This window comes from Enterococcus raffinosus (genome assembly GCF_019175485.1).
Lineage (GTDB): Bacteria > Bacillota > Bacilli > Lactobacillales > Enterococcaceae > Enterococcus_A > Enterococcus_A raffinosus.
Map to the genome: position 1 here is coordinate 2919972 of NZ_CP072888.1, position 26207 is coordinate 2946178.

General features: G+C 42.5%; 26 protein-coding genes and 1 riboswitch. Of the genes, 7 read left to right on the plus strand and 19 right to left on the minus strand.

Annotated features, from left to right (window positions below):
• Positions 1-106 precede the first annotated feature (106 nt).
• The 3 genes from J9537_RS14260 to J9537_RS14270 all read right to left on the minus strand — a co-directional run bounded on the left by J9537_RS14260 (position 107) and on the right by J9537_RS14270 (position 3098).
• On the minus strand, positions 107-1417 hold the full coding sequence (locus J9537_RS14260) for a TPM domain-containing protein (protein ID WP_218256198.1): 1311 nt from the start codon (positions 1415-1417) through the stop codon (positions 107-109).
• 16 nt (positions 1418-1433) lie between these two features.
• On the minus strand, positions 1434-2006 hold the full coding sequence (locus tag J9537_RS14265; protein WP_218256199.1) for a LemA family protein: 573 nt from the start codon (positions 2004-2006) through the stop codon (positions 1434-1436).
• Between the two features lie 198 nt (positions 2007-2204).
• The gene (locus tag J9537_RS14270) at positions 2205-3098 is read right to left on the minus strand and encodes an AraC family transcriptional regulator (protein WP_218256200.1); all 894 of its coding nucleotides are present in this window, start codon (positions 3096-3098) and stop codon (positions 2205-2207) included.
• A gap of 109 nt (positions 3099-3207) precedes the next feature.
• Here J9537_RS14270 and J9537_RS14275 point away from each other — a divergent pair, with 109 nt between their 5' ends.
• Positions 3208-4404, plus strand: coding sequence for a M28 family peptidase (locus J9537_RS14275; protein WP_218256201.1), 1197 nt, complete (start codon positions 3208-3210; stop codon positions 4402-4404).
• A gap of 61 nt (positions 4405-4465) precedes the next feature.
• Here the strand turns inward: J9537_RS14275 and J9537_RS14280 are convergent, their stop codons facing one another.
• Positions 4466-5293, minus strand: coding sequence for a LysR family transcriptional regulator (locus J9537_RS14280; RefSeq protein WP_218256202.1), 828 nt, complete (start codon positions 5291-5293; stop codon positions 4466-4468).
• A gap of 188 nt (positions 5294-5481) precedes the next feature.
• Between J9537_RS14280 and J9537_RS14285 the strand changes: the two genes are divergently transcribed.
• Positions 5482-6489, plus strand: a complete 1008-nt coding sequence (locus J9537_RS14285; protein ID WP_218256203.1) for a YeiH family protein — start codon at positions 5482-5484, stop codon at positions 6487-6489.
• A gap of 1 nt (position 6490) precedes the next feature.
• On the opposite strand, the gene J9537_RS14290 is transcribed toward J9537_RS14285, so the two are convergent.
• The 9 genes from J9537_RS14290 to J9537_RS14325 form a co-directional block, all read right to left on the minus strand.
• Positions 6491-7123, minus strand: coding sequence for a copper homeostasis protein CutC (locus J9537_RS14290; RefSeq protein WP_218257367.1), 633 nt, complete (start codon positions 7121-7123; stop codon positions 6491-6493).
• A gap of 30 nt (positions 7124-7153) precedes the next feature.
• Positions 7154-8323, minus strand: a complete 1170-nt coding sequence (locus tag J9537_RS14295) for a MalY/PatB family protein (protein WP_218256204.1) — start codon at positions 8321-8323, stop codon at positions 7154-7156.
• An 81-nt stretch (positions 8324-8404) separates the two neighbouring features.
• On the minus strand, positions 8405-9109 hold the full coding sequence (locus J9537_RS14300) for an SIS domain-containing protein (RefSeq protein ID WP_218256205.1): 705 nt from the start codon (positions 9107-9109) through the stop codon (positions 8405-8407).
• Between the two features lie 86 nt (positions 9110-9195).
• Entirely contained in the window at positions 9196-10005 is an 810-nt protein-coding gene (locus tag J9537_RS14305; protein ID WP_218256206.1) for a PTS system mannose/fructose/sorbose family transporter subunit IID, read from the minus strand.
• The gene (locus J9537_RS14310; protein ID WP_218256207.1) at positions 9986-10804 is read right to left on the minus strand and encodes a PTS mannose/fructose/sorbose/N-acetylgalactosamine transporter subunit IIC; all 819 of its coding nucleotides are present in this window, start codon (positions 10802-10804) and stop codon (positions 9986-9988) included. Before J9537_RS14310 ends, J9537_RS14305 begins: the two co-directional genes overlap by 20 nt.
• 1 nt (position 10805) lies before the next feature.
• Positions 10806-11288, minus strand: coding sequence for a PTS sugar transporter subunit IIB (locus J9537_RS20645; RefSeq protein ID WP_245001258.1), 483 nt, complete (start codon positions 11286-11288; stop codon positions 10806-10808).
• A gap of 18 nt (positions 11289-11306) precedes the next feature.
• On the minus strand, positions 11307-11657 hold the full coding sequence (locus tag J9537_RS20650) for a PTS sugar transporter subunit IIA (RefSeq protein WP_245001259.1): 351 nt from the start codon (positions 11655-11657) through the stop codon (positions 11307-11309).
• A 9-nt stretch (positions 11658-11666) separates the two neighbouring features.
• Positions 11667-12362, minus strand: coding sequence for a GntR family transcriptional regulator (locus J9537_RS14320; RefSeq protein ID WP_010745068.1), 696 nt, complete (start codon positions 12360-12362; stop codon positions 11667-11669).
• A 196-nt stretch (positions 12363-12558) separates the two neighbouring features.
• Positions 12559-12978 carry a Rid family detoxifying hydrolase gene (locus tag J9537_RS14325; RefSeq protein ID WP_010745067.1) on the minus strand — a complete coding sequence of 140 codons (420 nt, stop codon included), beginning with the start codon at positions 12976-12978 and terminating at the stop codon, positions 12559-12561.
• Positions 12979-13374: 396 nt separating this feature from the next.
• Between J9537_RS14325 and J9537_RS14330 the strand changes: the two genes are divergently transcribed.
• From J9537_RS14330 to J9537_RS14340, 3 genes are all read left to right on the plus strand, one after another.
• The gene (locus J9537_RS14330; RefSeq protein ID WP_218256208.1) at positions 13375-14169 is read left to right on the plus strand and encodes a TraX family protein; all 795 of its coding nucleotides are present in this window, start codon (positions 13375-13377) and stop codon (positions 14167-14169) included.
• Between the two features lie 495 nt (positions 14170-14664).
• A complete protein-coding gene (locus J9537_RS14335) occupies positions 14665-16035 on the plus strand; it encodes an MFS transporter (protein WP_218256209.1) in 1371 nt (456 codons plus the stop codon).
• Between the two features lie 93 nt (positions 16036-16128).
• The gene (locus tag J9537_RS14340) at positions 16129-16575 is read left to right on the plus strand and encodes a helix-turn-helix transcriptional regulator (RefSeq protein WP_218256210.1); all 447 of its coding nucleotides are present in this window, start codon (positions 16129-16131) and stop codon (positions 16573-16575) included.
• Positions 16576-16611: 36 nt separating this feature from the next.
• Here J9537_RS14340 and J9537_RS14345 read toward each other — a convergent pair whose 3' ends face one another.
• Positions 16612-17820, minus strand: a complete 1209-nt coding sequence (locus J9537_RS14345; RefSeq protein WP_218256211.1) for an MFS transporter — start codon at positions 17818-17820, stop codon at positions 16612-16614.
• Between the two features lie 144 nt (positions 17821-17964).
• Here J9537_RS14345 and J9537_RS14350 point away from each other — a divergent pair, with 144 nt between their 5' ends.
• The gene (locus tag J9537_RS14350; RefSeq protein ID WP_010745062.1) at positions 17965-18318 is read left to right on the plus strand and encodes a winged helix-turn-helix transcriptional regulator; all 354 of its coding nucleotides are present in this window, start codon (positions 17965-17967) and stop codon (positions 18316-18318) included.
• An 80-nt stretch (positions 18319-18398) separates the two neighbouring features.
• Here the strand turns inward: J9537_RS14350 and thiD are convergent, their stop codons facing one another.
• From thiD to thiW, 4 genes are read right to left on the minus strand one after another with little or no spacing between them, the layout of a single operon-like run.
• Positions 18399-19217 carry a bifunctional hydroxymethylpyrimidine kinase/phosphomethylpyrimidine kinase gene (gene thiD / locus J9537_RS14355; RefSeq protein ID WP_218256212.1) on the minus strand — a complete coding sequence of 273 codons (819 nt, stop codon included), beginning with the start codon at positions 19215-19217 and terminating at the stop codon, positions 18399-18401.
• Entirely contained in the window at positions 19214-19843 is a 630-nt protein-coding gene (thiE, locus tag J9537_RS14360) for a thiamine phosphate synthase (protein WP_218256213.1), read from the minus strand. The genes thiD and thiE overlap by 4 nt, the downstream gene beginning before the upstream one ends.
• Positions 19834-20652 carry a hydroxyethylthiazole kinase gene (gene thiM / locus J9537_RS14365; protein ID WP_218256214.1) on the minus strand — a complete coding sequence of 273 codons (819 nt, stop codon included), beginning with the start codon at positions 20650-20652 and terminating at the stop codon, positions 19834-19836. The genes thiE and thiM overlap by 10 nt, the downstream gene beginning before the upstream one ends.
• Positions 20649-21128 (minus strand): energy coupling factor transporter S component ThiW, encoded by a 480-nt coding sequence (thiW, locus tag J9537_RS14370; protein WP_245001317.1) that lies wholly within the window; start codon positions 21126-21128, stop codon positions 20649-20651. Before thiW ends, thiM begins: the two co-directional genes overlap by 4 nt.
• 143 nt (positions 21129-21271) lie before the next feature.
• Positions 21272-21361, minus strand: a riboswitch (TPP riboswitch).
• 177 nt (positions 21362-21538) lie between these two features.
• Here thiW and gloA2 point away from each other — a divergent pair.
• The gene (gloA2, locus tag J9537_RS14375) at positions 21539-21928 is read left to right on the plus strand and encodes an SMU1112c/YaeR family gloxylase I-like metalloprotein (RefSeq protein ID WP_218256215.1); all 390 of its coding nucleotides are present in this window, start codon (positions 21539-21541) and stop codon (positions 21926-21928) included.
• 38 nt (positions 21929-21966) lie between these two features.
• On the opposite strand, the gene J9537_RS14380 is transcribed toward gloA2, so the two are convergent.
• Positions 21967-26151, minus strand: a complete 4185-nt coding sequence (locus J9537_RS14380; protein ID WP_218256216.1) for an SdrD B-like domain-containing protein — start codon at positions 26149-26151, stop codon at positions 21967-21969.
• Positions 26152-26207 lie beyond the last annotated feature (56 nt).

Here is a 26207-nt window from a genome sequence, read left to right on the forward strand (position 1 = left end):
TCAAGAAGGAGTAAATATTCGAATCGTTCACAAATTTTATCGTTTGCGGTCCATTTAAAAAAGCATGAGACAAAAATCGTCCCATGCTCGTTTCCTAGCTATTTTATTACCAGCCGCCTGAAGCGCCGCCGCCACCGGATGACCCACCGCCGAAGGAGCCCCAAGAAGAGCCGCCGCCAGAGCCGCTGTCATTATCTGACCAGTTATTGGAATTGTAGTTCGAGGCCAGATAAGCGGTCGTTAAAACATCGCCGTTGCCTGAATATAAGGTATCCCCGATCAAAATACGACCGAACATTTTCTTTTCAGCGGCAGGATTGCGCAGCAATCTGCCTTGGATAATCGCACGCTTGACGCCGCCTACAGACATCCCGATCACTAATCCGCTGAGGAGAATTTGATAAAGCTCTGTGTGTTTGACTGTCCGTTTCAATTCTGTCTCACCTGTGACCGATGCGGTCTCCGATTGGTACTTCTTGTAGTTTTCTTTTAAGAAAATGCGCGCCCGTATCAGATTAACGACGAGTAACAGACTGACAAAAAGAAGCAGACCTAAGACGACTAGCCCTGTCCAATGGAAGAACATCAGCTGCGTCCGTTGACTCTTAACATTCTTGATCTGAGAATCTACTAAAGCCGTCTTTGTATTCATGATGGCGAAAACTTCGTCCAAGACTTGGTTAACACCCTGATCATAGTTTTCGTCTTTAAAGGCGTCTACCACATCGTCATCGTTGATAATATCGTCCGCTTTGCCATCAGGGATCAGCCCTTCTAAGCCATAGCCGACTTCTAAACGAAATTCTCGTTCATCCAAAGCGATCAAATACAACACACCGTTGTTTTCTTTTTTATTCCCGATCCCTAACTGATTGAAGATCGTATTGGCATACGACTCGATATCTTCTCCCCGTGGTAATTCTGGTACTGTGACTACTTCCAACTGTGCCCCATTTGTACTTGCGGCTAATTGCTTGTTCAATTGATAAATCTTTTCCTTTGTCTCCTGACTCAGCATGTTGGCATTGTCAGAAACAAAGATATTGTTCTTGTTGATGGTCAAACGTCCATCTGTTCCTTCAATTGCCACATCATAATTATTGGCCGTTTTAGGATATTCCTTCAAATTCGCTAAATTGTCATCCAGCGTTGCTTTGAAGGATTGATTAACCGTGACTTTTTTACCAGACAAAATGTCTTCTCGATCTTGCTCCAAGGTCGTCAGCTGCTGATCATAGGCTTCCTTCTTCTCGCTATACCCATTGCTTGCAAAAAGATTGACGAAACCAAATCCGCTAAGCAGCATCACCAGTACTAAAATAATGGAAAAGACCCCATTACGTTTGCGTACCTTGCGATAATTGCCAACGACTTCTTTATGGAGCTGTTTCCCTGAAGTACGCTCTACCCTTTTCATTTTTCCTCACCCATTCTTAATCAAAGCTGACATTTGGTACTTCTTTGGCTTTTTCGTCAGCTTTAAAGTTCGCCTTCTTATCAAAGCCTAAGACCTTCGCTGCCATGTTTTTCGGGAAGCGAACGAGACTTTGATTGTAGTCATTGACCTCTTCAATGTAATTTTTTCGTTCAACTGAAATCCGGTTCTCTGTTCCTTCCAGCTGCACCATCAACGTTTTGACATTTTCATTCGAAGCCAAGGTTGGATAGTTTTCCTGAATTACATTTACCATCGTTCCTAAGCTTTGATCAATTTGCTCATTGGCGGCATTTTTTTCAGCCGGTGTCTTCGCGCTATTGTATGCCTTACGCGCATCAGTAATTTCTTTAACAATTTTTTCTTCATGATTCATGCTGCCTTGGACACTGTTCACTAGATTCGGAATCAAATCTGCCCGCCGCTGCATCACATTTTCTACCTGCGACCATTTTGCATCCACATGATTTTCCGCTGAAGCCAATGAGTTATATGTCGTTATCAAATAAGCGCCGATTGCCAGAACAATGACGGCAATGCCAACAATAATACCTGAACCTCTTCTTTTCATTTTTATCCCAACCTTTTTCTGATTTTTTTGTTCTTTGTGATTGAGCTAATTATATCACTCGGGGAAACCTTCACCTCAGACCTTCGACCGATTTTTCAACGAAACGGTTGACAAAAAAATCAGTCGAAATTTCCCTTCATATAATAGCGTTAAAACGCTTGCGAACTTTTTTTAGAAAATTTCGCAAGCGCTGCTTTTTCAATTAAAATGTACGGGTCGTGCTTCGATATATCCGCGATAGCCTTGGGGTTCCAATTGGATACGCGGGACATCCTTTTCCGCCCACTGACAATTATTCAGGCTGGGATCGTATTGATCGATCTGCTCCATTACTAGATTGATTGCTTCGGCAAAGCGAGCTTCGTCGTAAGGATCCCCTTGAAATAGCAGCATGGTGCAAGCGGGAAGGTCTATCATTTCGAAGCCTTCTGGAACAATTCCTTGATAATCAGCCGGAACCTCGACTCCCTGCGCATACATAGAGGTTCCTGATGGACAGAGATTTTCTGGCAGCCACAGGCCGACAGGTTCATACAAGGCTTCTTTAATACTCGCGAGAACACCCCAGACATCACAGCCGACTTCTTTTGCGTAGTCAATGTAGGTTTCGGCCCTCTTCCCCCGCAGTAAAATCAGCTTACGCGCTGGAAAATCAATCAATCGAACATGTAAATTTTTCGACAGTGGCGGCAGATCCTCATGCTCTTCTCCCATCAAATAGTAGCTTTCCACCGGATAAGGAGTGAACAATGGAATTGGCGGTGTCATTTTCTGATAGCTTTTTGGGGTTACACCGAATTGCTTGCGAAAGGCTCGTGTAAAGCCCTCATGGGAATCAAAAACAAAATCCAAAGCAACATCAATCACCCGAAGCTGCTCATCCCGTAAAACTAAAGCTGCCTTCGATAAGCGTAATTTTCGAATGTACTCAAAAGGCGACTTGTTGGTATACTCCTTAAACATTTTGGCACAATGCCACGGTGAATACCCTGCTTGCTGGGCCAACGCATGCAGGGTAATCTCTTCCTCTAAATTTTCTTCTATATATGTCTGCATCCGAGTAACTGCCGCCGCATGTTCTAAATTCGCCATAGGTATCCTCCATTAAATTCGTAAGTGGAACGCACATCACAAGGAAGGTCAAGAAATGCTCCCCTAGCTCTTCTATACTTATGGTATCAACTAAAGGGAGTGTTGCAAAGTGAAAAATAGTAAAAAAAGATTGGTACGTCATATGGAAAAATTGTGTGGAGAAATCGGTCCGCGAGCAACTGGCTCAGCGGGAAATAGAGCCGCGGTTGATTATGCGGCGGAAACCTTTCGCTCGTTGGGGTATGAAGTGCGGTTGCAGGAATTTTCTTGTATGGATTGGCAAAATAGCGGGGCGGAACTAATTGCAGATGGGCAAAGCGTTGAAGTGGAGGCAGCAGAATATGCGATGCCTTGCGATGTACAGGGTGACTTAGTTTTCGTCCAAACAATTCAAGAATTGAAAGCCGCCGCGTTAACCGATAAGATTTGCGTGATGTACGGTGCTTTGTGTAAGGAACCCCTTATGCCGAAAAGTATGACCTTTTGGAATCCTGAAGAGCATCAAGCCATCATTCGCGAACTAGAAGAAAAGCAACCTTTAGCGGTCATTACCGTCAGCTTTCTTGAAGAGGTCGCCGTACCGATCATTCAAGATGGCGACTTCGATGTTCCATGTGGAACAGTCAAAGGTTGTTATTTATCGACATTATTAAGTAAAAAAAGCGCAACACTAAAACTATTTACGGAACGAAGAGCCGCTGTCGCCGCAAATGTGATCGCTACTTATAAAAAGCATGAAACCAATGAGACTAAAAAGAAGCTTGCCTATTCCGCCCACATCGACACCAAGCCAACCACTCCAGGAGCGTTAGATAACGGAACTGGTGTCGCTTTACTGCTTACACTAGCTGAAGAATTGCTTCAAACACCTGTAGAACATCCACTTGAATTTGTTTTATTTAACGGCGAAGACTACTATTCAATGCCAGGAGAAATGACCTTCCTAGAACAATCATTGAATCAGCCAGAAAACTATGCCTTCGCTGTGAACATTGATGGGGCTGGTATGCAGAATAGTACAATTTCCTATTCACTTTATGAATGTCCCGAACCATTAACCACACAGTTGGATCAATTTACCGCGGATTATCCAACGGTTGAAAAAGTCGAACCTTGGCCGATGGGCGATCATATGCTCTTTGCGGGAGCGGGTATTCCCGCACTCGCTGTCGCGTCTACAAACATGTATTTATTAATGGACGCGGTTATGCATACTCCTAAAGACAATCTAACCATCGTTGATTTTCAGCGTTTGGAAGAAGTGGTCCACTATTTAACCAAATTAAGTCACGCGGTAAAACCTTAATCGCCAAAAAGCAGCCATTCCCTTTTTCGATAAAAACGGGGTGGCTACTTTTTTGTTATTTTTACTGTTTACTCCACTCGCAAATAAACTCGGCACATTTTTCGATATCATCAGAGGCACTGGCTTTGCGACGAATGAGGTAAAAATTACGCTTGAAACTCTCATCCAATCTTCGATGGTTGATTCCTTCAGCCGCTCTTTCAGAGATTAATGAACAGCCGAAGCCTTGCTTCAGTAAACTCACGATCACTTCATTGCTTTGAATTTCCATAGTAGGACCATTAATGTCTTTTTCCTCTAAAAACCGCTTCGTGTAATAATAAACGCCGGAAGTATTCTCCCTCACTAGCCAAGGACCTTTTTCCGTATCGCCTGCCAAAACTAGCTGATCTTCCATCAGTGAAAACCGCTTAATCGTTGGCGCAGACAACGGCTTCTCAATAAATCCGATATCCACAGCATGGTGCTCTAATGCTTGCAGCACTTCTAAAGAATTCATCATCTGAACACTAAAGCGTATTTGCGGAAACTGCTGATGCAGTTGGATCAAAAGTGCGGGCAAAACATAATTGGCAAACGTGTGAGAAGCGCCAATCACACAACGAACGATCTGCTGTTGATTGGTTTGGACAGCCTGATACAGATTGTCCCAATCGTCCATCAAATCAACGACTCGTTCATACAAAATTTCCGCCTGCGGTGTAACCAGCACTTCCTTCCGCCCGCTGCGGATGAATAGCTGCGTACCGAATTCGTTTTCCAGCTGCTTGATTTGGGAGGAAACGGTTGGTTGGGAAATAAACAAAATTTCCGATGCCTTCGAGAAATTTTTCGTTTCATAAACTACCTTGAAGGTTTCGAGCCATTTAAATATCGTAATCACTTCCATTATCTTTTTCTATCTAAGGTATTATATCAATAAATTATAATAATGAAAGATATCAGTTATAATTTGTTGGTCAAATGAAAATCATCTGAGTTTTTCCATAAAAGGTACCTTAAAAATAAAGAGCGCTCATCGATTTATTTTACCTGTACAACCTTAATTCAAAATTAACGATAGAAAGGAATTTGTATATGTTTACTCGTTTTTACACTAAATCTAAACCTGTGCTGCCTGGTTTGGGACTATCCATTGGCGTAGCGATCTTAGCGAAACTATTGGCCTTGCTCTTACCAAAACTAGGAGGCGCCACCTTAGCGATTCTTCTAGGGATCATTTTAGGAAATACCTTCTTTAAACAATCGGTTCTAGCTGACGGAACCAAATTTTCAGAAAGTCGTTTGTTGGAGTATTCAGTCGTTCTGCTAGGCTTTACCGTGACCTTCCAAACGATTGGAGAAATGGGGATCAAGGGACTGCTCTTCATTGTATTGATTATGGCAACTGTCATCAGCGGTGCCTATTGGATTGGCCGAAAGCTGGGATTCAATGAAAAAATGGCTATGATGATGGCTGGAGGAAACGCGGTCTGCGGCTCTTCAGCGATTGGTGCAATTGCCCCTGCAATCGAAGCCAATGATGAAGAAAAAGGACAGATCATCACTCTGGTAAATCTACTGGGAACAGTAATGATGCTGACCCTGCCATTTTTGGGTATGTCTTTGTTTGGCGATGCCCTATTGAGCAAAAGTGCACTTCTCGGCGGAACCCTTCAATCTGTTGGACAAGTCGTTGCCGGCGCAAGCTTGGTGAATCCAGAAACCGTCAAATATGCGATGCTCTTCAAAATTACCCGGATCATTTTTTTAGTGGTCGTAGTTTTTGTTTTCGAACGCAAAGCACAGCGAGACAATCTCGTAACAACAAAAGGATCGAAGAAAAAATTCCCGATCCCCTGGTATGTCACTTGCTTTTTAATTTTCTGTATCATCAATAGTTTCTTTACCTTGCCAACAGTCTTCAGTGACGGCGCTCATTTTATCAGCACTTGGTTTGAAACCACTGCTTTAGCTGCCATCGGCCTGCGCCTAGACTTCCGAAAATTCTTAAAAGAAGGTCCACGCTTTTTGCTTTTCGGACTATCGGTTGGGGCTGTTCAAACCGTTGCTGCGTTAGTGTTTATTTTTCTTTTGGGGATTTAATTTAAATAGAAACGATACGTGTTCCATGTGCTTCTGAGACATTTAGAGTTGCTAGTAATTGATCAACATTATCAAATCGAATCCCTGCTCCTGGCAGAATAACTATTCGATCATTTGCATATGAAATCAGTTCTAATAAATGCGAAACTGTCTCAGAAATTGGCTTTTCGCCGCTTCCACCGTGAGTTAAGATACGATCAACTCCTTTTTCTGCCAGCCAATCAATTGCTCGAAATTGATTTTCTCGGCTCAACTCATCGAAAGCCATATGAAAAGTAACAGACATATCTCCTGCTCGGTCTTTTAAATGCAGTATAAGTGGTTCATCTAACCAACTATTTTTCAAGCAACCAAAAACAATACCATCTGCCTTTAAGTCTTTACAAATCATCACATCAGCTTCCATAATTTCAGCTTCGGCTTTATTATATTCAAAGTTCCCACCTCTTGGTCTGATCATGACCATAGTGGGAACTTTTTCTCCTTTAGTATAATCGAGTGTTTTTTTTATTACACCATAGCTAGGTGTCGTTCCACCTTCTGCGAGATTATCACACAGCTCGATCCTGCCAGCTCCTGAAGCAATAGCCTCAGGAATCCTTTCAAAATTTTCAGCGCAAAATTCTTTAATTATCTTCTTACTCATTCTACATTCTCCCGTTCACTAGATCGCTTTGTCTGTAATTGCTTCAGCAAAACGCTCCATTCCTTTTATTAAAAATTCTAATGGACAACCGAAATTTATCCGAATATACTGGCCATCACCCTCTTTGAAAATCGTTCCTTCATGTACATCAATGCCATATCTTTCTTTCAAAACGATTCTTATTTCATTAGAATCTACACACGGGCTATCTATAATTTTTATCCAAGCTAAGTATGAGCCTTCAGATTTGATTAGTTCCGCACGCTCTAGGGCAGAAAAAAATCCTTCAAGATAGTGATAGTTTTCTTCTAAAACGTTAATCAGGTTTTTCAACCATAGAAGCGCATCTTCAAAATTTCCATATAAACCATTTAGTGTCTCAATGGCAAATATATCTAAATCGTTTAAACCATTTATTTTAAACCTTTCTGCTAGCCGTGTTTTTATCTTTTGATTTCTAATAATGACGTAGGATGCCTTAATACCTGCGACATTGAATGTTTTCGCCGGTGAAGAGAGCACAATTAGTTTTTCCACAGCCTTGTCTGTTTTTAATACTGAGTTGAATGAATAGTCACTAAATACAAGATCACCATGAATCTCGTCCGAAATCAGATATAAATCTCGGGCTTGCACCAGTTCATTAACTCTCTCGATTTCAGTATTATTCCAAACACGACCCACTGGATTGTGAGGATTGCACAAAACAAGCGCTTCAATCTGCGGGTCTTCACTCAATACTTTTCTAACTTCATTAAAATCAATCTGATGACTGTTATCCACATGCAGAAGTGGTATTTCAACTACCTCAACGCCAATATTTTCTGCGATAGTTATTAACGGTGGATAACTTGGTGTGAGCACTACTATTTTTCCACCTGTTGATAAACAAGTTTCGAGGATGACTCGATAGCTGTGCAAAACGCTTGTCGAAAAAAGAATCTCTTCTGGTTTTACTACACAATCGTACCGCTTTTTGTACCATTCACAGATCCGATGATTTACTTCCTTGGGGATATCCGTATATCCGAAATAATTCTTATGAACTCTGGAAAGCAAACACTTGGATAAAAACTCTGGTGATTTGAAATCCATATCGGCAATCCAAAAGGGCAAGATCTCCTTCTCACCATAACGCGACCATTTTTTCGAATAAGTTTCTTTTCTGATTTCTGCGACTGTTTTCACTTTATACTCCTATGCTGCAGTTTTTTATACAGGATCCTAAAAAAGCCCTAAACTTGAAAAGACAAGTTCAAGGCTCTGCTTTTAAATATGGAAGATTCGATCGGCATATTTGTCTTCGATCGCTAAATTACGTTCATGTCCGCCATCAACATTCGCACTCATGTATACAGGCGGCTCAAAGCCTTTTTCTACCATGATTTTGATTGCTTCAAACATTGTTTGCTGCAAAAGTAATGTTGCCGCAAAGGAAGAGGTTCCACAAACTTTTGTGTCTAACCCTTCGATTTCTAAAGCAGCATCACCGAAACCAGAATGATTATCCAGCACGACATCCGCAAACTCGAATAACAGTTTTCCGCTAGGATGACGCGAAGTCGAAGCTTTCGAGATATCTAATGCTGTAACGACAATTAATTTATTCCCGCGTTTTTTTATTTCTTCCGCAATTTCGATAGCCATCGGATTTCTTCCTGAATTTGAGATCAAAAAGAAGACATCATTGGGATCAACCATGACCTTATGCATCAGCGTTTTCCCTACACCTTCACATTGCTCATACATTCCTCCTGCCGGATCCATGATCGTCTTCGAAGTAATCAAACCGCCAGCGCGTCCGCTAATTTCAATTGCCGCAGCATACGAATGTCCACTACCGAAAGCTTGAGTAATCCCGCCTTTCATAATCCCTTCCGCCACAATTTTTGCAGCCTCCGAAATATTTTCTTTCTCATTCTCTTCAAGCACTTTTGTAACTCGTTTACATTCTTCAAAAAATTCTAATGTCATTTTCTATTCTCCCTTTTTTCTAGTAATCATTTTTTACCTGCAATCGCAGAAAATTAAACAGACTAAGTAAAACTAGCATCCCTTTTTTATCCTAAAATCTTAAGATTATAAAAGATAATCGACAACACCATTACTAGTAGAATGGCTTTCGTTGAAGTCATCCCTTTTTTCCCTAGTAACCAATAGATCAAACCTACTAAACAAGCTGGAATCAGTGCAGGCATAATCTGATCCAAAATTTCTTGCAGCTTCATTGTCACCTCACCGGATTTATAGACAAAGGACACATTTGCTGTAATAACTGTCGGAATCAGCGCTCCTACTACAGTAACCCCTAGCAAAATCGCCGCATCCGTCAATGCATTCAGTTTGTCGCTGAATTCATTGACTAGTTTGAGACCTTGTTTGTATCCGAAAGAAAGAAATGTAAATCTGGCGATACAGACAGCAATATTAACCAGCAACCAGATGATCACACCGGTCACATTGCCTTTTTGCCCCATATAAGCCGCAATCGAACCTAAAACAGTAGGAATTAATACACCAAATATCGTGTCTCCAACTCCGGCAAATGGTCCCATCAACCCTGTTTTGATCCCTGTAATTACTTCTCTGGATTCAAATCCTTCTTGTTCCTCGATTGCCAGATCGATCCCAACAATAAAATGCCCCATCATTGGATTACAATTGAAGAACTGATTGTGTGTTTCTAGCATTTCTTTAAGTTCATCCTTGTTGTCGCCGTATTTCCTTTCTAAAAATGGCAACATGGTATAGAGATAACCCGTAGACATCATCCGCTCATAATTCCAACAGATTTGACTTCCTAATAACCAGCGATAACTGGCGCGAAAAAGATCCTTTTTTGTGATCGTACTATTCTTCATATTCTCCATCTTCGTAGCCCCCTATAGTTAAACTGGCATCGGCAGCAGCAATAGGTTTCATTTCTGGATTTTTTTCCTCCCCAACCTTACGATTAAAGTGATTAATCGCTAAGGCCAATCCAACCATTGCGACTCCCAGCATCGGTACTTTCAAATAAGCCGCGCAGAAAAATCCCGCTATTAAATAGGCAATATATTTATTTGTAGGAAGATATTTTAGTAAAACAGCTATTCCCACTACGGGAAGCAGTCCCCCCGCTACCTTCAACCCGCCCATCAGCCAATCCGGCATATCATTTACGATGACGTCTACCACCTTTTGCCCAAAGATAAGCATGATTCCAACTGGAATAGCTCGGGATAATCCCCACGGAAACATTCCTAGCACCGTATTTCGAGCAATCCCCCTAGTATTCAACTCTTCGATGTTCTTATCGATTCTGTGTAAGAAAAAGGTATTTGCAAATCGAGCTAACACGTCTAGTTGAACCATCAACAGACCAACTGGTACGGCAATAGCTAAAGCAAACTCAATTCCTTTCCCTGATATATGTGCAAAAGCTGTCCCAACTATCGCACCCGTTGTAAAATCAGGAACGGAAGCGCCTCCATAAGTTCCTACCCCAAGTACCATCAATTGCAAAGTAGCCCCGATCGTCAATCCCAAAGTGACATCTCCCACAATAAGCCCCGCAATCGTGCCAACGATTACCGGAAACTGCATACCAATAACCAGAGTCAAATTGTCTAAAATACAAAAGAATGAAAAAATAATTAAGATTGCAATTTGCCACGTAGCTAATTCCATATTAATGCCCCTCCTTCAGTAGTTTCATGAAATCACTTTTTTCTTCATTGGGAACCATTTGTGCTACCAGATTTACCCCTTTCTGATTTAAATAATTAAATGCTTCAATATCAGTTGATGTGACACCAATTGATTTCGCTATTTGTTTAGAACCTTTCTTCGCAGACATATTCCCAACATTTATTTCTTCTAATACCACACCGTTATCCTTTAACTCAACAAGTGTCTTGGGGTTCTTAACGATTAAAAAGACTTTTTCAGCATCATATTGCCCATTATTTATTCGCATTGAAGCGCCTTTTGTTGTTAATATACTCAGCTTTACTGAGTTGGGCTTTGCCATCTTAAGAACCTCTTTTTCCATCTCATTTTTTACAACCTCGTTATCAACGACCATAATTCGAGTGGCTTTCAAGTGATTCGTCCACATGGTTGCCACTTGCCCGTGAATCAAACGTTCATCAATTCGAACATTAACAATCATTTTTTTCGCCTCCAATTTCTAAAGCTCTTTAATAGATTCTTTGGCATCGACTAAACTTTGCGAAATACTTTCCCCCATTGCTAAACTAAGCATCATAGATAAATTTAATCCTGTAAAAACTCGTACTTTTTCATTTTTCTTTTTAGTTAATAGCGCCGCATTTGCGGGACTTCCCCCAGGAATATCACAGTAAATCGATACATGTTCTGTTGAAGCTGAGATTCGCTCATTGTATTGTTCGATAATATCGCTGACAGACATGTCTTCGGTAAAATCAACAGTGTACATATTTTCTTGTTTTCCTGCGATCATCTCTAAACTATTTTTGATTGCTTCACCGTACTTGCCATGTCCACATAATATAATCATTTTTTCCTCCTATACTGAAGTCACAGTAATATCAAAGTAGTCATGCTTTTTATATGAAAGAATTAATTCAATTAATTTGTTGTCTGCTGAGTATGTTTTTTGTGTTATAAACACTACTGGGGCTTCTCCAGAAATTTTAAGTAATTTCTTTATCTCATTAGGTACAGGAGATAGTATTTTGAAATTTTCTTCGAATTGATTGTTGAATAGATTGATATTTTTCTTCTCGCGAACCGTATCATAGATTGATTTCAATTGTTCCTTCGATGCACCTTGAATATAATTTGAGTCCATATAGGTTGTCGTCAGTTGAATTGGGATATCCCCAGCATATTTCAGACGAGTAATTTCTTGAACCTCAATCCCCTCCTCAAATTCACCAATAATCTCAGAAGTAGACTCTGTTTTAACAGAAATGACTTCTGTACGCTCATCACTGCGATCAAAATATTTATAATCATTTTCAAAATAACGGACTGTTGTTCCTCTAAGCGCCTTTGTGACAAAGGTTCCTTTTCCTTGGACTCTATAAACATACCCTTCTGAAACAAGCTCATTCAAAGCTTTTACTACGGTTGTTGAACTAACATTGTATTTACTCTTCAGCTCTGCTTCGCTCGAAATCTTTTGTCCTGGTTGAAATTCTTTTGAAAGTATTCTTTTCACGATATCCTGTTTTATTTCTTCATATTTTGCTATAGCCATATTTAATTCCTCCTTGAAACTTAACACGTTAACCTGTTAACACCTTGATAATAGCATCTATCAATTACTTGTGCAAGCGTTTTCTAAAATTGATTTATTTTTGAAGAAAGCAAACATACCTCTTCTTTATTTCATAATAAAAGTCCTCCTTTTAAAAAAAGAGGACTTAAATAAGTATTTAAAAACTGGAAAATTATTATTCTACCACCGCTACAATCTCAACTTCAACCAATGCATCTTTGGGTAAATTAGCGACTCCAACACAGGAGCGGCTTGGTTTTTCATTATCAAAAAAGCTTTCATAAATTTGATTGAAGGCAACAAAATCAGACATATTCTTCAAGAAGCATGTCGTCTTTACGACTTGGTCATAGTCTGCTCCAACTGCTTTTAAAAGTCCGCCAACGTTTCGCAATACCTGATAGGTTTGATCCTCGATCGTTTCACCGACCATTTCTCCGCTAGTCGGGTCCAATGCAATCTGACCTGAAGCATACAACATACCGTTTACCACTTTTCCTTGTACATAAGGGCCAATTGCCTTTGGTGCCTCTGCCGTTTCAACGGTGTAAATAGCTGTTTCTTTAAAATTTACCTTCTCTACATTGTTTTCCATTTTCTCCACTCCTTTTTGTTTGGTGCCTATTACTAAAATAAAAAAGCATCTCACTAATTTCTTAGTGGGATGCTCTGGAGAATCCCACTCAACAAATGTCAAACAGGACCTCAAACTGTTTTTTTCAAAACAAGTTTCAAGTCCTCAGTCTAATAATAATGATCATTTGTCCAGTAGTCGTCGCGTTCATAGAAATTCTCCTTAGAAAAATTAAATTTAAATGGCAATTAAATTAATTTATGGTTGTAATGATAAAGGAGGTTTTATCAGTTGTCAATGAGTTTATAGAATTTTCTGACATTTCATCTCTCATTTTTGTAAGTCGATTGTTCGTTTAATAAATGGTGGCTGACAAAAAAATTCAGTATCGTGGTTTTCAGAGAGAGGAGTTTTTTTATGAACAAAGGAATGACTGGTTTCCAGTTGAAAGTTTTAGGGGTTGTGACCATGGTCATTGATCACATCGGAGAATTTTTTCTCTTTTTGGGTGTTCCCATCTGGTTCCATTGGATCGGACGAATTGCAGCTCCGCTGTTTCTATTTGAAAGTTCTGAGGGGTTCATTCATACGAGCAATCGTAAAAAGTACATGTTCCGATTGCTAGCTGGCTATTGGCTGATGGGGATCATTAACTTCATCCTAAATCGTTACTTTTCTATCGGTGGGTCAATCGTTATCAATAATATTTTTGGCACCATATTCTTAGGGACTGTCTACATGCAGGCCTGTGAATATTTCAAACAAAGGAAAACATTTATGAAGGGCCTTGTATGGTTCCTTGTACCTACCCTGTTAAGCATTTTCGCGATGATGCTATTGTCTAACGGCAGCCTATTCGATTCAAAAATCGGTCTGTTGTTTTTCCAAGTATTCACTCTAATCGTTCCAACAGTCATGATGACAGAGGGTGGCTTTTTACTAGTGGCCCTCGCTGTATTATTCTATCTTTTCCACGGAAAGAAATTTCTACAAGTTGCTGCACTAGTCGTTGTCGCCGTTATTACACTTGTTTTTGGCGGCGGGATTCAATACGCCTTCTCCTTTAACTATCAATGGATGATGTTCCTAGCGGCAATCCCAATCATTCTTTATAACGGCGAAAAAGGGCGGAGTATGCGGAATTTCTTCTATATTTTCTACCCTGCACACATCGCTATCTTCGCTGTTCTAAGCTTTCTTATCCAACGCTAAGCTTGACCTTGGCGAAAAAAAGCTTTACAATGCTTTCTGTGAATAAATCGTACAGATAACACGCAGGGCGTGTCGAGAGAGAGGCGGTTTCTATTAATTTAGAAACCACCTCTCCTTTTTTGCGAGTTCAACTTTTCGCAGTTAGTAAAAGTGTGAGGTCGGTTTCTTCTGTGTCAACTAGTTTAAGTACAGGATGTTTAGTTGAATCGTATGCGTGGCGAAAATAGCATTCATTTTTCTGGGTTTTAGAAAAATGAAGTCCCTTGACTTGAGGTAGCTGCGAGTTCAACTTTTCGCAGGTTGATAAAAGATGAGAGGGATTTACTGTCTTAGCTAGTTCAAGTACAGGTTGTTTAGTTGAATCGTACGCGTGACGAAAATAGCATTCATTTTTCTGAGTTTTAGAAAAATGAATGCCGCTCCGCTACGCCAATATGAACCCGGCGGCACAAACTCAAAGCACTGTTATCTGTCGAAACAAAGTGAGGTTATTACATGAAAGAAAAGAAAATCCATTTGTTGTTAGCTGTCCTTGCCACTGGAATTATGTCCTTTGCTGGGGTCTTGATTGAGACCGCCATGAATGTGACCTTCCCTACGCTGATAACACAGTTTGGGATTTCGACTGGTATGGTACAGTGGGTCACGACGATTTATCTCCTAGTGATTTCCATTATGGTGCCCTTTTCCAATTATTTATTGAAAAATTTTTCGATTCGCAAGTTATTTATTGTCGCAAATCTGTTCTTCATTGCGGGTTTAGTGATTGATTTATGGTCTCCTTCTTATAGCATTCTTTTACTCGGACGGCTACTCCAAGGGATTAGCACAGGAATCGCTTTGCCGCTGATGTTTCATATTATTTTGAATTTCACTCCTATGCATAAACGAGGCACCATGATGGGGGTTGGAACATTAACGACTTCGATCGCTCCAGCGATTGGACCCACTTATGGCGGAATCATGACTGCCAGCCTGTCTTGGCATGCAATTTTTCTATTTTTATTACCTGTACTCGCGATTTCTTTGGTGATAGGTCTTTATGCCATCCCAGAGATGTCTGTCAAGAAAACTGGGGCGCTGGATGTCGTTAGCTTGATCGGTGTTGCGTTGCTGTTCAGCGGACTATTAATGTTCTTAAATCAAATCGGCAGCTTACTAAGCCTTGTTTCACTAGCTATCGGCATTGTCGGATTCGTGATCTTCTATCGTCAGGCAACGCGCGGAAAAAATCCGCTAGTGCGTATTACCGTATTGAAAAATAAAGTCTTTGTTTTATTCTTGTGCGGCTTTTTGGTTTGTCAGTTTTTACTTTTAGGGATTTCCTTCGTTTTACCAAACTTCATTCAAATCGTCTTAGGCAAAGATGCCTTTATCGCAGGGCTTGTCATGATGCCTGGAGCCGCAGTCGGCGCGATTTTAGCTCCAATCTCTGGACGTGTCTTAGACAGCTTTGGGCCGAAAAAACCGATCTTATTAGGCTTGAGCTTTGCGACGATCGGTTGGATCGCCTTAACACTGTTATTACGTTCACCGTTTCTGCTAGGATTCGTCGCAGGTCACGTCTTTTACATGATCGGTATCGGTTTTTCTTACAGCAACTTAATGACTACAGGAATGAACTTGCTGTCAGAGGATGAATATGGTGATGGCAATACGCTGTTTAATACGCTGCAGCAATTCTCTGGTGCCGTTGCCACAGCAATCGTTGCAACAATCATTAACTTGGCTCAACAATCCCAATCGGATTTTATCGCCGCAACAGTTACCGGCTCCCAGCTTTCCTTACTCGTCCTATTAGCTTTACTACTGGCGGTCTTTACTGCTTGTCTGGTTCATTTTCGCAATAAGCCCGCTTTGGATTGATGGTAAGAAACAGGGCAAAAGTTCCTTCTGTCGTCGCTAGCTTTCATGTCAGATCCTGATACACTTAACCTATCAAGGTTGGAGGGATAGAAGATGACATTAGGAAACAATTTCTACACTGCACGTAAAAAGCAGGGATTGTCTCAAGAAGAGGTCGCCGAAAAACTTGGCGTTAGCAGACAAACCATTTCAAAATGGGAGCTCGACGAAACCCTGCCGGATATCAATCAATCGAAAAAATTAGCCGCCGTATACAAAGTTTCTTTGGATGAACTAATCGAATTCGATCCAGACCTAAACGATATCAAGGAAGTCATCGCTAAAACCAGTGAAGAGAAGCAGCAGAAGATTGACTGGACAACGGTTTGGTCTGAAAAATACCCTGTGTTGGCAGCCTATCAAAAGACTGTCCATGTAGAGACGTATGCTTCCCAGCTAACAGAAATGCTGAAGCGTTTGAAAAGGGATTATGGCTACAATGATCAGGACGCCTTTCTAGTGTTGAAGGATATTTTGGCTCAAATCTGGAACAACAAATAACGGGAAAGCCGTGACGGACTCTGTCACGGCTTTTTCCTATTCTTCACATTCAGTTCCTGTTCTTACCATTTCTGCGGCTTCGCTTTTTTTCACTTGAAGAATCAAGAGGATGGCGAATAAAACAATGAGTCCCCCGAATAATGGTGTATAGGCAATAGACATTTTACCAGTGACTTGTGCACCGATTGTTGATCCTAATGTAATTCCGATGTTGAAGGCGGCGATATTAAGCGCTGAAGCCAGAGTAATGTCCTGCGGTACGTATTTTTCCGCTAGCTGTACAACATACAGTTGCAGACCTGGCACGTTCATGAAGGCAAATAAGCCTAACAGCATCGCTGCCAGCAGTCCTAGAATACTGTTTCCAATCAAGATGGTCACAAATAAGAACACGAGGGCCGCCATCAAAAGACCGAACATCTTGATCAAGGATGCCAACGGCTTTTCATTCGCGAAATGTCCGCCAACAGTATTCCCGATAGCGACCATTACGCCATAAACGATCAAAATAACCACGACGGCACTGGCAGGAAAACCAAAATCGGTTAAAATCGGCGACAGATAAGTATATGCGGCAAAGGTACCACCGTAACCGAAAGCGGTAATCAAAAAAGACATCACCAATGGTTTATTGGTAAAAATTCGGGTGAAGCCTTTCAAGTCCACTTTACCTGGAGTCGGTAAATGACGGGGAACCAAGAAGCTGCTGGCGATTAGTCCTAGCAACCCAACAACAGCGATAAAGATAAAGGACATGTTCCAAGTTGTTTGTTGACCAATGAAGGTTCCAAGCGGTACTCCCGTCACGGTAGCCACAGTCAACCCTGTAAACATGATGGCGATGGCACTTGCACGACGTGAAGGCTCAACAACGTCGGCCGCAATCACAGTTGAAACAGACATAAAGATTCCGTGAGCCAAGGCTGCCAAAATGCGGCCTAGCAATAAAATAAAGAAGGTCGGTGCAAAAGCCGCCAGCAGATTCCCGCTAATAAACAGCAGCATAATGCCGATCATCAAACTACGTCGGTTCCATTTTCCTGTTAAAACGGTCAATAAAGGGGCTCCGATCGTAACGCCTAAAGCGTACAATGAAACAGTCAAACCTGCTTGTGCGAGTGTGACGTTGAAGCTTTTAACAATCATCGGCAAAAGCCCGACGCTGATAAATTCCGTTGACCCGATCGCGAAGGCATTAATCGCGAGAGCCAGTAATGTTAAATTTGGTGAGAGTTTCTTTTCCATTTTGTTCCTCCAAAAAAAGTATTTGTAACCTACGAGAAGATACTATATACTGTTGATGATCTTTTGATAAGTACCCACTTTTTTGTACTATAGATACCTTTTAGTAACTTTTGGATGGTATCAACATTTTAAGGAGGAATTTTTTTGGAGAATCGTTCCTATATGATCGGTGTCGAAGCGACGATGGATGTTATCGGCGGAAAATGGAAACCCATTATTCTCTGTAACCTTCGCCATGGACCGATGCGTCCCAGCGACTTGAAGCGAGGAATTACTGGCATCAGCCAAAAAATGCTGACGCAGCAGCTTCGTGAGTTAGAGGAAGATAATATTATTGACCGGAAAGTGTATCAACAGGTGCCGCCGAAAGTCGAATATTCATTAAGCGATTATGGCCGCAGCCTGTCTGATATTCTGGATAGTCTGTGCAGCTGGGGCGAGCAGCATGTTGCTCACCTGCAGGAGCAAGGACAAGATATTTGTTTGAAGGCAAACTAAAAAGAAGTTGAGAAGGCGCTGGTCTCTAAAATCGTTCGCTTGTAACGTTTAGAGAAGAGACTCTTTCTCAACTTCTTTTTTTATTTGATGACGATATTATCGGTCATTTTGGCCCAATGATTGGTTGGACCATGTCCGTGCCCAACAAAAATCGGCTGGCTGATAGCGGCTTGAATAAATTTCTTGCCGATAATGATCGCTTCCTTCAGCTCGGTTCCTTTTGCCAGTTCCGCGGCGATACAGGCGGAGAAGGTGTCGCCGGTTCCATGAGTACTTGCTGTCTCCACTCTCGGCGCACTCATCCAGAAGCTTTCTCCTGAGGCCAGCAAAACATAGTCCGCCGCATCCTTGTTCTGGCTGTGTCCGCCTTTAACGACAACGTTCTGCGTACCGAAGGCTTGCAGCTTTTTCGCTGCCTCGATCATCTCCTGATCCGTCACGATCCGCTGACCAATGATGACTTCTGCTTCTGGCAGATTGGGGGTAACGATCGTCGCTAATGGCAGTAATTGCTGATTGATCGTTTTTACCGCGTCACTTTGCAAGAGGTGATGCCCGCCCTTCGCTACCATTACAGGATCTACGACTACTGGGCCAAAATCTACCTGCTTCAGCTTTTTTACCACCGTTTCTACTCGTTCCACATCCGCCAACATCCCGGTCTTAGCAGCACCAATCGTAAAATCAGCGGCTAAAGAGTCAAACTGCGCTTCGATAAAGGGGCTAGGAATCGCCATGCTGTCTTGTACCCCATACGTATTCTGAGACGTCAATGCCACAATAATGCTCATCCCAAAAGCCTTTCGTGCCTGGAAGGTTTTGAGGTCCGCTTGAATTCCTGCGCCACCGCCAGAATCTGATCCGGCAATTGTTACAACCTGAGGCGTTTCATTTATCATTTTGATTCCCCCAATACTTTATCCATTTTTTCTTTCAAACGTCGAACTTTTTCGCCGACCGCTTTTGCCTGCATGATTTCGCTGACGATCGATACCCCGGCGATTCCCGTACCGTAAAAATCCGTCAGGTTATCTTCCTTGATCCCGCCGATCGCAACACTAGGAATCGTTACCTGCTCATTGATTGCCTTCAGTGTTTCGATCGAAGTTAGCGGCGTCTCTTTGGTTTTTGTTGGGAAAATCGCGCCAATACCTAAATAGTCCGCACCGGCTTTTTCTGCCTCGACTCCTCGCTCGACAGTTTTTGCTGACACGCCTAAGATTTTTTCGGGACCGATCAGCGACCGCACCACCTCTACTGGCATTTCATCATCCCCGATGTGCACCCCTGCCGCATCAACCGCCAAGCAAATATCTACCCGGTCATTGATGATTAGCGGGATCTGATACCGATCCGTCACCTGTTTTACCTTCAAAGCCAGTGCATAAAATTCTCCTGTCAGTAAGTCTTTTTCTCGCAGCTGAACAAGTGTAACTCCATTTTTACAGGCCTCTTCAATCACAGTCAAAAAGTGTTCATCGCTAAAATCATAGCGAGCTGTTACCAAATAAAGCGTTAAGTCCATTGTTTCTCTTCTCCCTTCACTTCAGTCCACCACTCTTTTTCCATCAAAAGCGAGAGTTGATTCAAGGTCGCTTGTCGAAAAGCCGCCAAGCCATTTTCATCGCCTGCTTGCTCTCCGCATAAATTAAAATAGCTGACCGCCGTAACGACCGCCGCCGAAGCCTCTGCTCCAGTCCCCAATAACGCGGCGATCAAAGCACCGACAACATCGCCGGTCCCAGTAAAGCGATCCAATGCCGGCACGCCGTTTCGCAGCTGCCAGACTCTGCACTGATCCACAATAATATCTTGGCTGCCAGTGGCTAAAAAGGTTGTTTTAGGATACGTCTTTGTTAATTGCTGCAGGGCATTCGTTAATTCTTCGATTGCTGGGTCACTTTGATCCAGCTCACTACCATCCACTCCTCGGGCATGGCTTGGTAAGCCGCAAAAATTACGCAGTTCAGAAATATTCCCCTTTACTACGGTTGGCTTTTCTTCAACAAGCTGACGCCCTATCCGATCTCTTGTGCGGCTGACCCCATAGCCTACTAGGTCAACGACTGTTGGCTTTCCCACCTTGTTTGCCAGCTTCGCAGCGGCGACTAAACTTCTTTCACGTTCCTCCGAGAGATGACCAATATTCAGCAATAAACCGTCTGTCTGTCGAAACAGCTCGTCAAACTCCCGCGGATCACAAGCCATAATCGGCTTTGCTCCGATATAAAGCAGCGCATTCGCTACCGTTTCACAGGTCACCTCATTGGTTATACAATGAACTAGCGGAGCCTCGGTTAAGGGCAGTAGTTTCGAACCATCTATTTTCATCATCCAAACATCCTTTCACTAGAAAACAGGCGCTGCCAGCGTTTAAAGATCGCGGTCTCCTTCAGCTTTACTAAGACGACAAAAGCAATCGCCGAACCAATCAGGGTCGCACCGACAAAGCGCGGGGTGTAAATCAACCAATACAGCTCATTCTGACTGCCGGTGAACCACACCATCACAGGATAAGATAAGAGAGATCCGATAATTCCCGTACCAACAACTTCACCCAGCATTGACCAAATCAGCTTCTTTCCCAAACGATAAAACAGCCCCGCAAAGAAAGCCCCAAACACCGCTCCCGTCAGCGCCAAAGGCGGAATCCCTAACATCGTCATCCGGATCAAAGCACAAACTAGCGCCATCACCGTTCCATAAATGGGGCCCAACAACACGCCGGCTATAATGTTCATGACACTAGACATCGGCGCCATCCCCTCGATTCGCATTAAAGGTGACAAAACAACATCCAAGGCAATCATTAAAGCCAATAGCGTCAATTTGTGGATTTTATTTTTCTCCACGACAAAAAACTCCTTTCTCATTTTCAAGCAACCATTCTGCAAGAAACAAAAGGAGTAAAAGACAGAAAAACCCAACCAAAATAAAATGGTCGGGTACGATCAGTCAACTAGCTACATTTCCCTGCGGCAGTCTTAACTGCATCAGGTTCCATGGGTATAATCTCAGCTAAACAGCACCCCAAATGTTTCTCTTCAATTGATTGGAGTATAACATACTTTTTTTAATCCAACTAGCTTATAATAAGAAAAGACTTTGTAAACTCCCTCAGCTTTGACGCGATAAGACGTTTAAGAAAGCGGCTAGAACGCCTCCAGCCTCTAGTCCTGTTACAATAAACTAGATAAGTAAAAACTGAAAGGATGGTTTTATGCCGAAACCAAATTTTTCCGCGATTCACCATGTCGCTATTATTGTTTCCGACTATGAGAAGGCGAAGCATTTCTATGTCGATATCCTTGGTCTGCCGATTATTCGGGAGCATTACCGACCAGAGCGTCAAGATTACAAACTCGATCTACAACTGAACGACGCAGAATTAGAAATCTTCGCGGTGAAAAATCCACCGAAACGCCCAAGCTTTCCAGAGGCAGCGGGATTACGCCATTTAGCCTTTAAAACAAAGGATATTGAAGCAACCATCGCTTACTTGAACAGTCACGGAATCGAGTGCGAACCTCTGCGAACCGATGACTTTACTGGTGAGAAGATGACCTTCTTCTTTGATCCTGACGGTCTGCCATTGGAATTACACGAATAAAAAACGCTCCTTTTCGTCGTTGAAAAGGAGCGTTTTCTCTATTCGGTTTTTCTAAGCGCAAAAATACGCGTTACTACGAGTCCAGCTAACAGAAGACTGATCAGATAAAAGAAGCCATTTTCTGCGTTGTTTTTCACGCCTGTGACAACGACTGATTCAAGATAACCGGCATTTAAAACGGGCTTTCTTTCTTTTTCGATGTCGATAGTAATCGGATCAGAAAAGCCATCCGGGTTCACGTGACTGCTAAGTTTCGTACTCCCTTTTTTGACAAATCCATACTTGCCATATTCCCCATCCAGTACTTTCACAGAAACCTTATAGGAATTTTGATCGGTAGCTGTAAAGTAGTAGTTGCCATCTTGGTTTGTAAGGGTTGTTTCGATTGCAACATACTCAGAGGAATTTTCCACCTTCTTATATAAGGTCACTTCTCGATTCTCTAATTCTTCACCCTTGTCATAGGTACTATTTTTGATTTTATCAAGAAAGATTGTCCCAGAAAGGGTCGTTGGCGGTCCCCAAATCGCATAAAGTACTTTATCACTATCCATCGTAATCTTGTCCGTTCCCTCTGTACTATAGCGCTTGCCTTCACCATCAGCACTTTCGCACCAATATAGAAATACATACTCAGGATGGTCACTTGGCGGGGTATATTTCAACTCTGTTTCTGAACGAATTGTTGCAATTTCTGGAGGATTTAGTTTGAAATATTGTTCCTCATATAGTTCGCCGCCGCCACCATTTGGATCATAAACGATTCTTACTGAGTTCGGGAAATAATTGACCTGATAATCATTCAGATAACTATTTTCAAATCCAAGCGGTCCATTGATAATCTGTGGTATAGGCTGCTTTCTCTGAGAACGATTGTCTTCGGTGACCTCACCTGAACCGGTAACTGTAATGTTTCGATAGTAAGCATCTGCATCTACTGGAGAATCATAATAATAATCCTCTGTAAAAATACCGCCACCGCTTCTTTTTGCGACGTTCAGTGAAATGGTACCACCAGTAACCGATAACTGCGCCGTTGCTTGGAGATACACGCCCGCACCGTTATTGAGCGCGGTATTTTGAGTGATCAAGCCCGCATTCATCTGAAACTCTGCGCCGGCACTGGCAAAGACACCGCCGCCATTTCGTGCAGGATTACTAGCAATCGAACCATCGTTCATGGTAAAGACTGTCCCTGCGTTATCAATATTCACCCCGCCGCCAAAATTACTGGTTGTATTATCGGAAATTGTACTTGCTGAGCCGTTCATTTCGACGGTACTGGCGCTATTGGCAGAGATCCCACCGCCATAAGAAGCGGTGTTTTTACTCAGACTGCTATTCATGATAATCAAACGAGCATCGGCTTCTAGACGCGCCCCACCACCATTTCCTCCAGCGGTATTGGCATCTATAAGACTATTACTGATGGTCCCTTCAACATTTTCTTTAAGAAAAAGCGCCCCACCCTGCGATTCCGAAGTATTCTTGATTACCTCAACTTGTTCAGCCTCCGTCCCGCCAAGCGTGAATTTTGCGTGTGCAGTCGCAAATAATGCACCGCCACTGCTTTCGGCGATATTGCCTTCAATTTTTCCTTTGGTCATCTTAAATTCCGTATCCGGCAAATCAATATTTACGCCGCCACCGTCACCGCCTATATTTTCTTTTTCCGTTCCGCTCACTGATGGCGTGCCCTCTACGATCTCAGACTCACCATCCGCGATATGACGGGCACTATTTCCTATAATATCGGTCGCTGTCATCGTGATCTTGCTGCCGTCATTGGCGGAGATGCCACCGCCATAACGAGACTCATTGCCGCTGATTGTACTGGTTTCTATTTCTAATACCGTTGCCATCCCCAGCTTTAAGGCGCCACCATACCTGCTGGCCTTATTTGAAACAAAGCTACTATGGCTGATTTTGGTCTGGGTGCCGTTGACAAAGATGCCGCCGCCTTGATGTCGAGCGGTATTCTCTGTGAAAGTAGACCCGGTGATCGACAACTCTTGACTTCCTTCACTTACATATAGACCACCGCCATCATAAGCACTGTTTCCTGTAAATTCACTGTCGATGACGGTCACCTTCGCTGAATACCAGCCGCCAGTCCCATTCGATTGATTCTCGATCATGATCCCGCCGCCATAGCCTTCTCCTGCTTGATTCCCAGTCGATTGATTGCTGCGTACTTTTACATTAGTAATTGTGACAATGGCTTTATCTGCTAAGATACCGCCACTCTGCTTCGCTTTGTTTTCGCTGATTTCTCCTCCTTGCATGGTGAAGGTGGTCGCTGTCCCATCTAAATTGACTCCGCCGCCGCGTTGCCCTGCAGTATTTTTACTGATGGTCCCGTCAGTCATAGTTATTTGGCTGTTTTCATTTGCCGAGATGCCGCCGCCATAATTGGCCTCATTCTCACTAATTTCACTTGCGCTGCCGGTCACCTCGAGAATCGCTTCACCTGTTGCACGTATCCCACCGCCATCAATGTTAGCGGTATTGTTCTTTATCTTTCCATCAGTTATCGTTAAGGTACTTTTTCGGATAAAAATCCCGCCACCGTTTACCTCGCTAGTATTTTGACTGATTTCACCGTTGGATACCTGAATCGGTCCTTCTGTTGTATAGATCCCGCCACCGTCAGCACTAGCTTTGTTATGATGAATTGTTCCACCTGTCATTTCGACTGTTCCACCAGTAGTATAAATGCCCGCACCATTGGTTGCTTCATTTTGGTTGATTTCACCAGCATTTTGGGTAAGCGTACACCCGCTGACTAGATAGATTCCGCCGCCATTTCCATTGTCCTCTACTTTATTGGCGGTGATACTGCCGCCGTTCATCACGACGCTGCTGTTATTTTCGACTTTGATACCGCCAGCTTCATTGTGCTTCGCAATATTTGCAGTCACTGTCGCTTGGTCGTTGACCGTTAGAGAACTTTGATCTAAATGAATTCCGCCGGTCCGCCATTGTCCGATATTTTCAGAGATGCTGCTCGTCCCGCTGACTTCTACTGTGCTATCTTTAGCATATATCCCGCCGCCGGTATCACTTGATTGATTTAGATACACCTTACTGTTGCTTTTTAAGTAGACTTTGCTATTTTCCTTTGCTTCAATCGCACCACCTTTATTTCCAAAGGTCTTGGTAATTTCCGCATTTTCTCCAAGGTTCAGTGTTCCTCCTGTTAGTTCCACACCGCCATTGGATGGTCCCCATTGTCCGTCGTTATAGGCCTTTCCTGCTCCTGCTAAAGTAATATTCTTTAAAGTAAGGCTCGCACCACTGCTGACTTTTATGTGGCGCTTTGTTTGTTCTTCTGGGTCCATTTCACTTTTGGGCTCGATGTTTTGGGTAATAGTATTGTTTGAAGCAGACGTCAAAAGGATGTTTTTTCCTGTAGCAATCGTTGCTTCTTCCCCTTGAGCAGTGTCATCACCTGTCAGTAGAATCGTGAAAGGCTCAGTATTTGTTGTAGCTTCAACAGCAGCTTTTAAAGTCGGGTAAGAGCCTATCAATGCATTTGTGGAATCATAGACTTTATAATTTCCACCTGTTGCGTTGGGTAACCTTTTGAGCCGCATTCCTGCATCTATACCCACGATAGCTTCGTTTTCTGTTACCTTTATCGGCTTAGAATAGGAACGTGAAGATTCCGTTTCCTTGTCGCTATCAAACTTGTTGTCCGTTCCCGACTGAATATCGGCGATCGGAACTAAATAGTCATTGCCATCCAACGTTTGTTCTTCGACGACCACTTGATATTCCCCTGCCGCTAAGTCCTTAAAGGAGTAATTTCCAGAGTCATCCGTCACCGTTTCAGTTATTACTTGGTTCTTATTTTCCGCTTCCACCAAATAGAGTTTGATCGCTGCTAACTGTCGTTCATCCCTGTCATGTGCACCGTCCTCATTTTCATCTAGCCAGACCATGCCCCTGATTGTTCCAGTTATTTCCTGTGCAACAGGGGCTCCTTCAACTGTTTCGGTTGATTCTATGGTTTGCTGCCCTTCATTGTCAGTCGTTGCTTGTGTACTTGACTCTTTTTCATTGCTATGAAGGGATTCTTGAAGCTCTTCTGCAGTGGAGGACCCCTCTATCGTTTCAGCAGAGATCATAGAAAAAGGCATGTTTGTCAAAAAAAGCGTGAGGATCAGCCAAAGAGTCAGCCAGTTTGAACAGCTATACCACCGCTTGCTTTTATTCCTCATTTTTGTCAAACCTCCTCACTTGTATCTTCTTCAGTAATCCTTTTTTATGAAAAAAT

Coding starts and splice junctions, on each gene's coding strand:
- J9537_RS14320 (WP_010745068.1), bottom strand. CDS start 12,362: ATGGCTATAGCAAAATATGAAGAAATAAAACAGGATATCGTGAAAAGA.
- J9537_RS14380 (WP_218256216.1), bottom strand. CDS start 26,151: ATGAGGAATAAAAGCAAGCGGTGGTATAGCTGTTCAAACTGGCTGACT.
- J9537_RS14285 (WP_218256203.1), top strand. CDS start 5,482: ATGTTTACTCGTTTTTACACTAAATCTAAACCTGTGCTGCCTGGTTTG.
- J9537_RS14300 (WP_218256205.1), bottom strand. CDS start 9,109: ATGACATTAGAATTTTTTGAAGAATGTAAACGAGTTACAAAAGTGCTT.
- J9537_RS14260 (WP_218256198.1), bottom strand. CDS start 1,417: ATGAAAAGGGTAGAGCGTACTTCAGGGAAACAGCTCCATAAAGAAGTC.
- thiD (WP_218256212.1), bottom strand. CDS start 19,217: ATGATAAATGAAACGCCTCAGGTTGTAACAATTGCCGGATCAGATTCT.
- thiW (WP_245001317.1), bottom strand. CDS start 21,128: ATGATTGCCTTGGATGTTGTTTTGTCACCTTTAATGCGAATCGAGGGG.
- gloA2 (WP_218256215.1), top strand. CDS start 21,539: ATGCCGAAACCAAATTTTTCCGCGATTCACCATGTCGCTATTATTGTT.
- thiE (WP_218256213.1), bottom strand. CDS start 19,843: ATGGACTTAACGCTTTATTTGGTAACAGCTCGCTATGATTTTAGCGAT.
- thiM (WP_218256214.1), bottom strand. CDS start 20,652: ATGATGAAAATAGATGGTTCGAAACTACTGCCCTTAACCGAGGCTCCG.
- J9537_RS20645 (WP_245001258.1), bottom strand. CDS start 11,288: ATGATTGTTAATGTTCGAATTGATGAACGTTTGATTCACGGGCAAGTG.
- J9537_RS14265 (WP_218256199.1), bottom strand. CDS start 2,006: ATGAAAAGAAGAGGTTCAGGTATTATTGTTGGCATTGCCGTCATTGTT.
- J9537_RS14335 (WP_218256209.1), top strand. CDS start 14,665: ATGAAAGAAAAGAAAATCCATTTGTTGTTAGCTGTCCTTGCCACTGGA.
- J9537_RS14340 (WP_218256210.1), top strand. CDS start 16,129: ATGACATTAGGAAACAATTTCTACACTGCACGTAAAAAGCAGGGATTG.
- J9537_RS14325 (WP_010745067.1), bottom strand. CDS start 12,978: ATGGAAAACAATGTAGAGAAGGTAAATTTTAAAGAAACAGCTATTTAC.
- J9537_RS14280 (WP_218256202.1), bottom strand. CDS start 5,293: ATGGAAGTGATTACGATATTTAAATGGCTCGAAACCTTCAAGGTAGTT.
- J9537_RS14310 (WP_218256207.1), bottom strand. CDS start 10,804: ATGGAATTAGCTACGTGGCAAATTGCAATCTTAATTATTTTTTCATTC.
- J9537_RS14345 (WP_218256211.1), bottom strand. CDS start 17,820: ATGGAAAAGAAACTCTCACCAAATTTAACATTACTGGCTCTCGCGATT.
- J9537_RS20650 (WP_245001259.1), bottom strand. CDS start 11,657: ATGATTATATTATGTGGACATGGCAAGTACGGTGAAGCAATCAAAAAT.
- J9537_RS14270 (WP_218256200.1), bottom strand. CDS start 3,098: ATGGCGAATTTAGAACATGCGGCGGCAGTTACTCGGATGCAGACATAT.
- J9537_RS14305 (WP_218256206.1), bottom strand. CDS start 10,005: ATGGAGAATATGAAGAATAGTACGATCACAAAAAAGGATCTTTTTCGC.
- J9537_RS14330 (WP_218256208.1), top strand. CDS start 13,375: ATGAACAAAGGAATGACTGGTTTCCAGTTGAAAGTTTTAGGGGTTGTG.